The 13714-nt window shown below is 59.6% G+C and carries 7 protein-coding genes; 3 read left to right on the top strand and 4 right to left on the bottom strand.

Features of this window, described 5'->3' with window-relative positions; genetic code table 11:
- Positions 1-227 precede the first annotated feature (227 nt).
- A complete protein-coding gene (locus tag AC6H1L_RS18120) occupies positions 228-1529 on the bottom strand; it encodes a helix-turn-helix domain-containing protein (RefSeq protein WP_497598870.1) in 1302 nt (433 codons plus the stop codon).
- A 562-nt stretch (positions 1530-2091) separates the two neighbouring features.
- Here AC6H1L_RS18120 and AC6H1L_RS18115 point away from each other — a divergent pair.
- A complete protein-coding gene (locus AC6H1L_RS18115) occupies positions 2092-5055 on the top strand; it encodes a cellulose binding domain-containing protein (RefSeq protein WP_497598869.1) in 2964 nt (987 codons plus the stop codon).
- A 202-nt stretch (positions 5056-5257) separates the two neighbouring features.
- On the opposite strand, the gene AC6H1L_RS18110 is transcribed toward AC6H1L_RS18115, so the two are convergent.
- Complete coding sequence (locus tag AC6H1L_RS18110; protein ID WP_497598868.1) at positions 5258-6289, bottom strand: methyltransferase domain-containing protein; 1032 nt, start codon at positions 6287-6289, stop codon at positions 5258-5260.
- An 819-nt stretch (positions 6290-7108) separates the two neighbouring features.
- On the opposite strand from AC6H1L_RS18110, the gene AC6H1L_RS18105 reads away from it, so the two are divergent.
- Positions 7109-8386: an L-lactate MFS transporter gene (locus tag AC6H1L_RS18105; protein ID WP_497598867.1), complete on the top strand. Its 1278-nt coding sequence runs from the start codon at positions 7109-7111 to the stop codon at positions 8384-8386.
- A gap of 225 nt (positions 8387-8611) precedes the next feature.
- Entirely contained in the window at positions 8612-10903 is a 2292-nt protein-coding gene (locus AC6H1L_RS18100) for an FdhF/YdeP family oxidoreductase (RefSeq protein WP_497598866.1), read from the top strand.
- A 262-nt stretch (positions 10904-11165) separates the two neighbouring features.
- On the opposite strand, the gene AC6H1L_RS18095 is transcribed toward AC6H1L_RS18100, so the two are convergent.
- Together AC6H1L_RS18095 and AC6H1L_RS18090 are read right to left on the bottom strand one after the other, a co-directional pair.
- Positions 11166-12551, bottom strand: coding sequence for a glycoside hydrolase family 5 protein (locus AC6H1L_RS18095; RefSeq protein ID WP_497598865.1), 1386 nt, complete (start codon positions 12549-12551; stop codon positions 11166-11168).
- Between the two features lie 189 nt (positions 12552-12740).
- Positions 12741-13658, bottom strand: a complete 918-nt coding sequence (locus AC6H1L_RS18090) for a carbohydrate ABC transporter permease (RefSeq protein WP_497601565.1) — start codon at positions 13656-13658, stop codon at positions 12741-12743.
- Between the last annotated feature and the right edge of the window lie 56 nt (positions 13659-13714).

Genomic DNA, 13714 nt, shown 5'->3' with positions numbered 1-13714 from the left:
ACACCCGGTAGACAGTCACTAGGCACCTGACGGGCAGCGGAGAGGGTGAACCTCTTCACACTGCGCGCCGGGTGCCTGAGCTTTTACCGAGCGATGCCGCCGTGACCAGACCAACCGTTACCCGCCAGAGAGCTAGGTAGGCCGTGATAGGACAGGCCCCGGGCCAACTGGCCAGCGGAGCAGAGAGACAGCCCAATCAGTGAGCGGACCGGCAGCATACTCGCCGGCTAGTCTTGCCAGAGCACAACTTGCGTGTATGTGGCGCCCGAAGATGGGATCGTGAAAGCAAAGAGGAGGTGCCCCTGCTGACCTGAGCTGCTTACAATGTAGGCAATCACCTCAAACGGCTGACCCGGCGTGCAGGTACCTCCCGGCGGATTGAAGCGCACAGGAAGATCTCGACTGCTAGCCTGCCAGGAGAGCTTGCTCGCCTGGCCCGTGAAAGGCCACAGCGTTAACGTACAACGATAGCCCAGAGCCTCAAGAACGCAGTCACGAGGGGTCAACTTGGCCGGATTAACCGTAATCATGAGAGAAGCAGAAGTAGCAGCAGCGGCAGCAGGAACAGGCGAGGTGGCTTGAGGCGGGATCGTAGGGGAGGGAGCGGGCTGCCCAGGTTGAGGTGTCATCGCTGACCTGGCAGCTGTGGTAGTGGGAGTAGAAGACGAAAGGGTGGCCGCTCTTGTTGGAGAAGCTGTCGCAACTGCGCGGGCATCCTGCCCAGAGCCAGCAAGGCGAGGCGAGGAAAGAACTGTAGGCTGTAGCTGACCAATCGAGAGTCCACAGAGGATCACCGCAGCTACGATCATGAGCACCAGGAGGAAACCCAGGCTCCTGCCATAGCCAAAGCGGCGAATGGCTCCCACTGGCCTTTCAGTGGTCCCAGACCCGGAACCCGACGCCGACACGGTAGAAGATGGCGGCTGGTGCTGTTGAGACCCGGGTGAACCAACAACCTCAGTAGAAGAGGAGGAGGAGGATGAGGAAGAGGTAAGCAGGCCGTGCTGCTGTAACCATTCGCGCAGGACGGCAGCGTTGATATGCCCGACTTGCTCGAAGGCGCTCAGACTGGCCTCCCCCGAGCGCTGCGCCTGCGCCCTCTGGCCCTGCAGTACGCGCACATAGGCATCTTCCCACAGGAGATGTGCCTGCACGTCATGCACCGCGCTCTGTAAAATATAGGCAAAGGTATCTGTGCGCTGCTGCCAGGAAGGCGCTTGAGGTGGTAGCACGCCCCAGGGGAAGGGATGACCATTCTCCCCGACTTCTGTCCTCACAACCGCTGGCGCCATCGCCGCAGCCCCGCTCCCTTCGGGCTGCTCCTTGCTGTTGTCTAGTAACCCTAGCTCTTCGGCGTTCTTGCCAAAGAGCTGACAGAGTTTCTCACGAAAGTAAGGGGTCGGGGAAAATAATCCTCGCTCCCAACGACTGACTGTGGTGGCATCGGTACCGATCTGCTCCGCAACTTTGGCCTGGGACCAACCTCGTAGTTCGCGTGCCTGCCTAAGGCGACGATTTGGGGTCGGCATGCGTGTCTCCTCCAAAGACCTCGCAGCATTGGCTGATCTGCTGAGAGCATCCTGCTCTGCAGTTCTGTGACGGCCTTTGCTTGCTGATCGCAACCTCACAGCGTTCCGTTGCTCTCTGCATTGCTCACTCTCTCGATTGTACACTCTCGATACTGCCAGCCGCCGTACAATGAGAGATGCTTCCTAACAATGCAGATCACAACAGTTTCATTCGTTATGTAACCGATTACGGAACCGTTTACGATTGCTATTGTAGCATTACCGCTCGCTCGTAGCAACCTCCAGTCGTGTCAATGCACCCTAATTGTACATTTATGCACCCCAATCACTTCGATCCCTCCTCTCCGCCTTCTGGGCTGGCCCCGGCCTGGGTCGGTGCACTGCTGCTGCACATCTGCCTACTATCTGCTCAGCCCTTGCTCTTGTGGTATCGCTCCCGGGAGCGATACCATCGCGTATAGGAGCCGGTATGAACGAGCGAACAGCAAGGCTCTCCCCGCGCCGGTGTCAAATGCTTGCTCAGTGTACTTCCTGATCACTACCGCTGCAAAGGAGTGCTGCTATGGTAGAACACGTTTCACCTCCCCGCAGATGGCAGCGATGGCACGAGTGGGTCAGGCGGGCTCTGCCTTTGCTCCTTCTCTGTGCCATGCTGCTGCTCACCATCGCTCTGGCTAGCGTGCGCTCCCCGCGCGCCGCTAGCGCAGCCCCCGCGGCCACGCAGGCCTACACCTGGCGCAATGTGGTTACTGGTGGTGGCGGTGGCTATGTTGTCGACGTGATTTTCAATCCCAAACAGAAGGATCTGATCTACGCGCGCACAGACATCGGAGGAGCCTACCGCTGGGACCCCAACACCGGCACCTGGATTCAACTGATGTCCTGGGTGACCCCCGACAACTGGAACATGGCTGGCGTCGAGAGCATCGCCACTGATCCCGTCCAGCCCAACCGTCTCTACATCGCCGCCGGCATGTACACCAATAACTGGACCAACCAAAACGGGGTCATCCTGCGCTCGACCGACTACGGCAATACCTTCCAGATCACGCAGATGCCCTTTAAGATGGGCGGTAACATGCCCGGGCGCGGCATGGGCGAGCGCCTGGCCATTGACCCCAACGACGACGCCATTCTCTACTTTGGTGCCCGTAGCGGCAATGGTCTCTGGCGCAGCACTGACTACGGTGTGACCTGGAGCAAGGTGACCAACTTCCCTGACACCGGTCCCTTCGCCGAGAACCCCAACGATCCCACCGGCTATCTCAGTGATCCTGTCGGCGTAGTCTGGGTCACCTTTGATCCCTCGACTGGCACGCCAGGCAGCCCCACCAAAACGATCTATGTTGGGGTTGCAGACAACCGCAGCGGAGCCTACAACATCTATCGCAGCACCGATGCCGGTGCAACCTGGGCGCCTATCCCGGGCGAGCCGACCTGCAGCGTCAGTGGCACGACTGTGACCTGCACCGGCGGCGCCACCTGGAGCACGACCAGCGATGCTTCTACTGGCTATCTGCCCCACCAGGGAAAGGTTGATTCACAAGGGACCTTGTATGTGACTTACAGCGATTGGGAGGGTCCCTACAATGGGAGCCGTGGCGATGTCTGGAAGTTTACGCCCAGTACAGGGACCTGGACGAAGATCAGTCCCGTGCCCGGCTCCGATAGCGCCAACGATTACTTTGGCTACGGCGGCCTGGCGGTCGACTGGCAGCATCCTGGGACGATCGTGGTAGCCAGTGTTAATTCGTGGTGGCCTGATGCCCAGCTCTTCCGCACGACCAACGGCGGCGCCACCTGGGAACCTATCTGGACCTGGGCCAGCTATCCTAATCGCAATCTCTACTACACGATCGATGTTTCGAACGCTCCCTGGCTTGATTTCGGCAATAAGAACCCAGTGCCGCCAGTGCCGGCGGTGAAGCTGGGCTGGATGATCGAGGGCATGAACATCGATCCCTTCAATTCGGATCGCATGATGTATGGCACCGGCGCCACGCTCTATGCGACCAATAATCTGACGGCCTGGGATAATTACCAGAATGGCGGCATTGTGAATTTTAAGAGTACAGCTCTGGGCATCGAGGAGGAATACGTTACCGATCTGGTGAGTCCGCCGGCCAATGCTCATCTCTATAGCACGATGGCCGATGTGAGCGGCTTCCGCCACGACGATCTAACCAAGTCTCCGCCGGAGATGTACTACATCCCCTACGCCGGTTCGTATGCCGCCATCGACTACGCTGAGCTGAACCCGAACTTTATGGTGCGCGTCGGCTATGGTAACCCCAGCGCCAGCCCACCAGTGACCAGCACCGCTTTCAGCTACGATGGCGGGGCTACCTGGTTCGCTGGGAATAAGGACATCCCCGGCGTCTCGCAGAACGGTGGCACAGTGGCCGCTGCGGCAGATGCCAGCCGTGTGCTGTGGGCCCCGGTGAACGCTCCGGTCTCTTATTCGACCGACAATGGTAATAGCTGGGTGGCCTCGGCCAATGTGCCGCAGAATGCTGTCGTGGCCTCGGACCGTGTGAATCCGAAGAAGTTCTACGCCTACGGACAGGGGAAGTTCTGGTACAGTACGGATGGCGGCGCCACCTTTACGGCCTCTTCGGCGACAGGCCTGCCCCAGGCCGGAGATTCGGTGGTGGTGAAGGCTGTGCCGGGCCGTGAGGGCGATGTCTGGGTGGCCGGTGGCAACGCCTGGACCAGCGACTATGGTCTCTGGCATTCAACCGATGGCGGTCAGACCTTTACGAAGCTGACCAGCCTGGCAGGTGCTGATAAGATTGGCTTCGGCATGCCTGCCCCCGGCCAGAGCTATCCGGCGATTTATATCAGCGGCATCGTTGGCAATGTGCGCGGCATTTTCCGCTCCGACGACGGTGGTAATACCTGGGTGCTGATTAACGACAGTCAGCATCAGTACGGCAACATTACAACGATTACGGGCGACCCGCGCATCTATGGTCGCGTCTACCTGGGCACGAACGGTTTCGGAATCGTTTACGGCGATATCGCTGGCGCCGCGACGACGCCGACTCCTACGGCAACTGTGACAGCGACCCCCACGCCGACGACGGCTGTCACTCCGACGCCGAGTCCGACGCCGTCTCCGACGCCCACGCCTCGCCCTACGGTGACGCCGACTCCTACTCCGGCGGCAACGCCGTCGCCGACGCCTACACCGACCGCTACGGCAGGCTTAAAATGCAGTGTCCATTACGCTGTGAATCAATGGCCCGGTGGCTTTACAGCGAACCTGACGGTGACTAACACCGGAACTACGACTATTAATGGCTGGACACTCACCTTTACCTTCCCTGGCAACCAGACGGTAACCCAGGGTTGGAACGGTGTTTTCTCCCAGCAAGGGAACCAGGTGACGATTACGAACGCCAGCTACAATGGTTCGATCCCGCCAGGCTCTTCGGTCTATCCAGGCTTCAATGGGACCTGGAGCGGCAGTAATCCGTCGCCGACAGCCTTCTATCTGAATGGCACTGCCTGTACGATCGTCTAGCGCCTCCGTCTCAATCAGCGGTCCGTCCCGCTGAGATGGAACCTGGTTCCGCCCGGGACGGACCACTCTCTCCCGTCGGGGCAGGCTCGGGAATTGGCCTGCCCCATTCCTGTTGATGCTGCCGCGGACCAGCGCATCTCCCATCAGAGAGAGATGCGCTCAGTGCCCTTTTCTGGTTGGCCCCTTCGCCCGCGGGCCGCTGTCAGCCAGGATGGCCAAGGCGCTCGATCACAAGCAATCCTCCAAGGAGGTCCTCACACCAGTAGGAGGCCCGCCCCTCCAGTCGCTCACAGCACCATTGGCCCCAGAACTGCAGTTTCTCCGCCGAGAAAATCTGACGATGTCCATAGCACTCTTGGGCGCGTTCCTCATAGGGAACGGCAATGAGAAGACGTCGGCGAGTGACGTGAAGTAGCTGATCGAGCGCGCGCGGCAGATCGCTTTCATCTAGATGCTCCAGCAGGTGGATGGCAGTCACGGTATCAAACTGCCCCAGGCGAAGAAAGGCCGGCTGCAGCAGATCGAGCTGCACTAAATGCAGACGATCCGTCAAACCCAGGGCTTCGGCCACTAAGGCCGATAAGCGTAGGGCCTCGACTCGGCGATCAACGGCGACAATTGGTCCCGGCGAGCAATGGCCTCCCTTGACAACGAGCAGCGGCCAATAGGCACAGGCGCAGCCGACATCAAGCAGGCTGCCTCCTTGCAGCAGAGTGAGTAAACGGCGGTAGATAGCCGCGAAGGCAGTGATAGTTTCACCACTGTCCTTCTTCTCACCAGGGTCCACGCCTGGCGGAGCCGGAGCGATCAGGGCGCTGAGCCGGGCGAACGTGTTGAGGGCAAAGCGACGCCAGGCTTGCAGAGGCTCTGTCGGCCCAAAGGAGACGATGAGGGCGTTCAGGGTAGCATTAAAATCGTCTTCTCCCTGTAGCCAACCAATGCTGACCAGTTCCTGCTGAAGATAGTCAACGAGACGGTTATCGCTCTCCTCTATGCTCAGACGATGAATAAGGACCCGCTCCTCTTCTCTTGCCTGCTGGCGCCGAAAGGCAAGAAAATGGGGCGTGCGCCGAAGGCTCCAACCCTGGCGTAGGAAGTGACGCGCCAGCATCTCGCTTTCAGACTCGCTGCCCAGTGCAAGCACTCGCAGGCTCCCTGCTCTGATGGCTCGCAGATGGCGAGGTTGGAGCCTGCCATCGCTCTTCTGATTATCCTTGGTCGGCTCGCTGGTCATTCTCCTCTTCTCCGGCTTTGGACTACGTGTCTTGCCCGCTGAGGCAGTAGCGGTTTCACAGGTCGAGATTGGCAAACTGAGCTTCGCTAGTGATAAATACTGTTCTCGCCACTAAAACATACTGCAATAGATTTTCTGAGATTAAACAGAGATGGACTTGATTGACTCAAAGGAGTCTGGTATACTTATCGTAGATTATCACAGCTCCTCAACATACTGTTTCCCTGAGCGAAGAGCCGGGCGGTGAAAGTCTCAGCTCGGGCCACTGAGGCTTTTCCTCCAACGTGCGTGCGCAGTGCTCGGGTCAGGATATTCCCCTTATTCTCCTGTATCTCTGGCGCATGGGGCCAATCTCTATCTTTGCTCTGTGAATAGGCACCAGGGCGGAGGGTCAGCAGGAGGGGGAGGAGCAGCCTGCCCCGGCAGTGGCAATCAGCCACCGCTCCTGTACGGTTGGCAGACCGGTTCTGACGCCGGGAAAGCAGCCTGGGGCCCGTTCCTTCTCTTCAGCATAGCGGCCTGGCTGACTGTGGCCAGAGGAGGAGTTTACTGATCGACCAGTCTGTTGGCAGGATGCTGAAATGCGTGGCGCGCGCCGCATCGGGTCGAGACGCGCCGCCATGCTTGGCGCCCACCGCCGGGATAGTTTTGGCCTCCACGGCTCATCAGCCTGGATCAGTCAGCCTGTAAGCAGCCACTATTTCCCCAGGTCCGTTCTCGTAGCTGTGAGCAGCCGGCAACGGTGAGCACGAAGGCTGGCATTGCAGCCAGCCCATCAGGGCAAGGCTAGCGGAGCTAGCAGCCAGAAAGGATGAGCTTATGGCAACCGCCACCTCGACGATGCAGGTACGCAATCGCTGGATTATTGTCATCGCTGCCATTGTGATGCAGCTTGCGCTTGGCTCGGTCTATGCCTGGAGCGTCTTTTCATCTCAGCTGCAAAAGCTGTACGGCTGGGATAACACGCAGGCAACGCTGCCCTTCACGATCGCCATCCTCGTTTTGGGGATCGCTGCGGCCATCGGTGGCTTCTGGATGGACCGCGTAGGCCCCCGCATTGTGGGAACAACCGCGGCTGTTTGCTATGGATTAGGGGTCTTCCTGTCCGGTTTCACTGGCAATCAGCTAGCGCTTCTCTGCCTGGCCTACGGCGTCTTGGGAGGCCTGGGCATGGGTCTTGGCTACATTGTGCCTGTGGCGACCCTGGTCAAGTGGTTTCCCGATAAGCGTGGTATGGTGACCGGCCTGGCTGTCTTTGGGTTCGGCGGCGGAGCAGTCATCGTCTCACAGGTAGGCCCTCTGCTGATGAGCGCCTATGGCGGCGGTGTGCAGTCTCACGGCGTTGGCCCAGCCTTCATGACGCTGGGGATCATCTATCTGATCCTGATCGGCCTCGCTTCTCAATTCTACGCTAATCCGCCCGCCGACTATCGTCCCGCCGGCTGGACCCCCAGCGCCCAGGTGATCGCGCAGCGCGCCGCCCGCGACTTCACTCCCAGCGAAGCCCTGACACGCTGGCAATGGTACGCCCTTTGGGGCATCCTCGCCCTCAATGTGACCGCTGGCATCTCGATGATCTCTCAGGCTAAGCAGATCGCCCTTGGCGGCGGTGCCCCCGATACCCTGGCCACGCTCTTTGTTAGTCTGATCTCGATCTTCAACGCCTGCGGACGCTTTATTTGGGCCTGGCTCTCTGACTTGATCGGGCGACGTCAGGTCTTTATGGTCATGTTTGCTCTGCAGGTGGTGCTCTTCCTGCTGATGGCTGCCTTTATTAAGTCGTTCGCTATCATTCTGGTACCAGCGCTGATTGTGGCGCTCTGCTACGGCGGCGGCTTCGGCACTATGCCCGCTTTTACTGCGGACTACTTCGGCCCGAAAAACGCTGGCTCGATCTACGGTCTGATGCTGACAGCCTGGAGCGCCGGCGGCGTGCTCGGGCCGATCCTGATCGCTCAGGTCAAGGACCGCACCGGCGGCTATGTCGTAGCGCTGGTGGCCCTGGCTATCCTCATGGCCCTCAGTTTCCTGCTGCCGCTCGTCACGCGTCCGCCGCGTAGCGAGGCCGAGGCTGTGAGCGAGGCCGCTCCTGCATAATTCCATTTGCCCTGATCGGCCTGGGCACAGGCAAGCAGACCACCACAACAGGTAGCTGTCAGATTGGGCTTGCCTGTGCCTCTACTGTTCAGAAAGAGCTGAGATCTCTTCTGAACTGGTGCGGTGTCGCTCAACTAAGACAATCGGCAGTATAGCAGTCTTCATCTTGTGAATGTTCTTTCGCTCGCACGAAAGTAGACGTTCAGCCAGAGAAAGGGCGAGGTTATGGCTGTAAGCAAGCTCCTTTCACCGCGTTTGTGGGCCAGTTGGAAACCCTTCGGGCTGGGTGAGCGCAAGCCTCACCACTTTACAGAGATTGCACGCACTGTCTGGCAGAATCGTCGCCATCCGCTCTATGCCTGGCGCATCCTGACGCGCGGCTGCTGCGACGGCTGCGCTCTTGGCACCTACGGCATGCGCGACTGGACGATGGACGGTATCCATCTGTGTACTATCCGCCTCAATCTGCTCCAGCTCAATACAATGGGGGCAATGCCCTGGGAGCGCCTTGTCAACGACCTGGAGGGCCTCAAGCAGCTCTCCAGCCCCCAGTTGCGCCAGCTCGGTCGCCTGCCCTATCCGATGGTACGGCACCGCGGTGATCGCGGCTTCCGGCGCGTCTCCTGGGATGAAGCCCTTGACCTGATCGCTGAGCGCATCCGTGCCACGCGTCCAGATCGTCTGGCCTTCTACTTGACCTCGCGTGGCATCACGAACGAGGTCTACTACGTTGCCCAGAAGGTGGCCCGTTTTCTGGGCACGAACAACATTGACAATGCCGCTCGCGTCTGTCACTCCCCCAGCACGGTCGCGCTTAAGCAGACCCTGGGCGTCGGCGCTTCCTCTGTCTCCTACAAAGACTGGATCGGTACCGACCTGCTCATTCTGCTCGGCAGCGATATTGCCAATAATCAGCCCGTCACTACCAAGTATCTCTATTACGCCAAGAAGGCGGGCACACGTATCGTCGTCATCAACCCCTACAAGGAGCCGGGCCTGACACGCTATTGGGTGCCATCGGTGCCTGAGAGCGCCGTTATGGGGACGAAGCTCATGGATGACTTTTTCCAGGTGTCTACTGGTGGCGACATTGCCTTCCTCAACGGCACCTTGAAGTATCTCATCGAACAGGGCTGGGTTGATCACGACTTCATTGCCCGTCATACCACCGGCTGGCCAGAGCTACAAGCCGAGCTGGCCCACCAGGATTGGGAAACGCTAGAGCGCTACAGCGGCCTCCCGCGCGCTGAGATGCGTCGCTTCGCGGAGCTGATCCACCAGGCGCGCAGCGGTATCCTGATCTGGAGCATGGGACTGACCCAGCATACCTTTGGCGTCCAAAATGTCAAGGCCGTAGTAAATCTTGCCCTCTCGCAAGGCTGGGTCGGCAAAGAACACTGCGGCGTTGTGCCCATCCGCGGCCATAGCGGCGTCCAAGGCGGGGCTGAAGTTGGCGCCGTTCCCGATCTTCTGCCGGGTGGGGCCTCCGTCAATAATCCTGCCGATGTCGAGCGCTTCAGCCAGCTCTGGGGCTTCGAGGTGCCCGAGGGGGCTGGCCTGCGCGCCGTCCAGATGATCGATGCTGCTTACGACGGCGATCTTGATGTGCTCTACTGCAGCGGCGGCAATTTCCTGGAGGTACTGCCCGATCCAGACTATGTACGCCAGGCTCTGGAGCGCATCCCTCTGCGCGTGCATCAGGATATCTTTGTGACCAGTCAGATGCTGGTCGACCCGGCGGATACTGTTGTGCTGCTGCCCGCTCAAACGCGCTACGAGCAACCGGGTGGTGGCACTGAAACCAGTACTGAGCGTCGCATTATCTTTACCCCCGAGATTCCTGGGCCGCGCATCGGCGAAGCACGCTGCGAGTGGGAGATCTTCCAGGAAGTCGCGGCCCGCGTCTATCCTGAGCGTCGCGACCGGATTATCTTCCCTAACGCCCAGGCCATCCGCGAGGAGATCGCGCGCGTTATGCCGCTCTATGCCGGCATAGAGCGCTTGCGCAAGCCAGGCGACCAGGTGCAATATGGCGGACGCGTGCTTTACCGCGACGGCCAGTTCAAGACACCCGACGGCAAGGCCCATTTCTCTGTCTTGCGTCCGCCAGAGCTGAACCTGCCCGAGGGGCGCTTTATCCTTTCAACGCGGCGTGGCAAACAGTTCAATAGCCTGATCTACGGCAAAAAGGACACCATGAGCGGAGCCCCGCGCGACAGCCTCTTCATGTCCGCCGTGGATGCCGCTGCCCTCGGCCTGCGCCACGGCGATCGCGTTCTGGTCAAGAGCGACAATGGTCAAAGCATGCCTTGCCGCATCTACATTGACGAGATCAAACCGCGCAACGTGCAGGCCTTCTGGCCAGAGTGCAATGTCCTGATCCGTCGGCGCGTCTGTGATACTGCTGCTGGCATGCCTGACTATAACGCCATTGTTGAGATTGTGCCGCTGACCAGCCCCGCGCTCGCGACCAGCGGCGCGGGCCAGCCCTCCTCTCATGTAGCGGCGAGCCAGTAGAGCGAAAGAGAGGCAGGTCTCTTCTCTAGCTAAGGAGAGCCAAACGGGCGGCTGCCAATGCCGCAGAGGCATGGCAGCCGCCCGTTTCTCCTCCCGGGGACAGGGAGGCTAGTGCGAGAGCCTCACGGCTCTCCAGGAAAGGGAGCCAGGGTCGGGTACCGCGGTGCTCAAAGGGGGGAGAAATCTGCTCGCCAGAGATGGGAGCACCGGCGCCCGGCTTGGTTTGCTTACCCAGTGCCGCTGAGCGGTTGCTACTGCGCTGTCATCGCTGGGCGTACTCCTTCAGAATGTCGTTGAGCGGCTCACGCTGCAGACACTGTTCGAAGCGGAACGACTGCAGCAGGCGATCAAGCTCCTCCTCGCTCAAACCGGCGAAGTGCGCCGCGAATTCTTCTAGCAGAGGCTCCGCCAGCAGAATATGGCGCACCAGACGGCGAATGAGCCAACCCGCACCAAACGGGAAAGGGGCATAGTTAGGAAACTCACGCGCAAAGGTCTCCTCCAGCGGCTGCATGATATGGCGGATCTGCGTATCCAGTGTGCCCCAAGTATCGGCGCCAAGGCGAGCCTTCTTCTCCAGGAACGGGCGCAGCAGCTCGTTCCACGGCGAGTCAGGAGCGGTATAGACTAGGCCTTGCAGGCCGATATCTTTGTAGGTCCAGATCGCCCAGCTCGCCCCATAGCGCTGATAGATCTCCAACTGATCGCGCAGCACCTGGTAGCGCATGGCATCGGCCTCTGGCTCTCCACGATAGACAGGACCGAATTCGCCGATCCAAATCGGGCTGCCCTTCTCACGCATAAAGGCGGTACGCTTCAGAAAGACCTCTTCGAGAACCCTGGCATCAAAGTACTGGCCATCGGTATAGCCCGGATAGGGACCGCCATAGATGAAGCCCGGCTCAGCGTAGTCATGGGCAGTGAATACCGTGTTGGGCCAGACCTCATGGAACATGTGAAACTCTTGCGAATAGCGGTTCCCGTCGAAAAAGATGATGTGGTTTGGGTCAACTTCACGAATAGCCTCATAGAGGCGGCGATAGAACGGCTCGATCAGCTCGCCAGTGGGATCGCCAGGCTCATTCATGGGATTGTAGCCCGCTACCCAGGGATGATCACGATAATGGCGAGCGAGAGCCTGCCAGAGATGTACCGTCCGGTCCTGGAAATGCCGATGCTTCCAGAATAGCGCCTTGTGCGTCGGATTATCGCTATGCCAGTCCTGGTTTTGGCAACCCGGCAGAGCATGCAGATCAATAATGGTATAGATTCCCTGCTCCGCACAGAGATTGACCACGCGATCCAGATGCTGGAAGCCCTCTTCTTTGATCACAAAGGGCTCCATATCCGACTCAAAGTGACGATAGTTGATCGGAATGCGCACGAGATTCAGGCCCAGTGAGGCGATAAAGCGCGCATCCTCGGGTCCGAAGAAGTACTCTAGAAAGCGATCGAAGAAGAAGCGATATTTCTCCGGGCCTAGTACCCTGTATAAAGCTTCACGCTGCGCCTCCTCATTGGCCGAATAGCCAGTGATGAAGCTTTCCATATTCATCCAGCCACCCAGCCCGACGCCGCGCAAGATGACGGGCTGGCCCTCGGCATTGATAATCTGTGACCCCTGCGTAGTGAGCATACCTGATGTCATGCTATCCTTTCCCGTTTTCATGGTTGTAGCGAACCGCCCCGCCAGTTGTCGCCTTGCCTCCTTTTCCCTTCATTAACCCGCTCCCCCTATCGCACCCCGGCAAGCAAGGCAGCAAGCCCGGCATGACTGCGGCGCCCCGGAGCGGCAACGCAGCCCTGCGATTGCCGCCCCGCCGTTTGCCAGGTCGCCTCAACGGCTGAAACCGGCCAGCAGGCCCGTCAGCAACTGCCGCCGACCGAAGATGTAGAGCAAGAGCATGGGGACAGCCGAGAGGAAGACCGCCGCCATAATGGCCGGCACGTCAGCCGCATACTGTCCCTGGAAACTCCACAAGGCAAGCGGCAACACTCGCACCTCCGGGCTTTGGGTCAGCACCAGCGGGAACAGGAAGCCGTTCCAGACCTGGATTGACTCATAGATCGTCACAGTGATTAGGGCCGGGCGCGAGAGCGGAATGACGAGCCGCCAGAGAATCTGCAGATGGCTGGCTCCATCCAGGCGCATTGCCTCATGCAGCTCGGAAGGAATATCGCGAATAAAGGTCACCAGTACCAGCACCGACAACGGCACCCCGAACGCCACATAGGGCAGAATCAGGGCGAAGAGCGTATCATAGATGTGCATGCTACTGATGATGGCATAGATCGGTATGATTACCGCCTGCAGCGGGATGGCCAGCCCCAGCAAGAACAGACTAAAGATCGCCCGCGTGAGCCGGTTGCGCATGCGCGCGATCGCGTAGGCCGCTGGAACAGAGATCAGCAAGATCAGGGCCACGCTGATCACCAGCACGAAAAGGCTGTTCAATAGATAGAGGCTGAAGCCATTCTCCCAGACACTGATATAGTTTTCCAGCGTCGGCTGCGCTGGAGGTAACCAGGGATTATCAAGATAGAAGCCGGCCTGAGAGCGCAGGCTGCTCATAAACATGTAGAGCAGCGGATAGAAAGCGACCACAAACCACAGCAAGCCGCAGAAGGCCGGAATCAGCTCGACCAGCCGGCTCGCCCGGAAAGGCCGTCGTTGGCGCGGGGGCCGCTTCTCCGGCGCGCGCTTCTCCTCCAGGCCCTGCCTACCGAGGGCCTCCGGTGCCACCTCGGTCCTCATTGGCGCGGCTCGCCCCCCCGTCAAGGGGAGCACACTCAGAAGCGCACGGTTCAGCC

Source organism: Thermogemmatispora argillosa, from assembly GCF_059696725.1.
This window is presented reverse-complemented; position numbering and strand designations above follow the sequence as displayed.

Excerpts from the sequence above, each read along its gene's own strand:
- AC6H1L_RS18120 (WP_497598870.1), bottom strand. The coding sequence starts at position 1,529 with ATGCCGACCCCAAATCGTCGCCTTAGGCAGGCACGCGAACTACGAGGT.
- AC6H1L_RS18115 (WP_497598869.1), top strand. The coding sequence starts at position 2,092 with ATGGTAGAACACGTTTCACCTCCCCGCAGATGGCAGCGATGGCACGAG.
- AC6H1L_RS18110 (WP_497598868.1), bottom strand. The coding sequence starts at position 6,289 with ATGACCAGCGAGCCGACCAAGGATAATCAGAAGAGCGATGGCAGGCTC.
- AC6H1L_RS18105 (WP_497598867.1), top strand. The coding sequence starts at position 7,109 with ATGGCAACCGCCACCTCGACGATGCAGGTACGCAATCGCTGGATTATT.
- AC6H1L_RS18100 (WP_497598866.1), top strand. The coding sequence starts at position 8,612 with ATGGCTGTAAGCAAGCTCCTTTCACCGCGTTTGTGGGCCAGTTGGAAA.
- AC6H1L_RS18095 (WP_497598865.1), bottom strand. The coding sequence starts at position 12,551 with ATGACATCAGGTATGCTCACTACGCAGGGGTCACAGATTATCAATGCC.
- AC6H1L_RS18090 (WP_497601565.1), bottom strand. The coding sequence starts at position 13,658 with ATGAGGACCGAGGTGGCACCGGAGGCCCTCGGTAGGCAGGGCCTGGAG.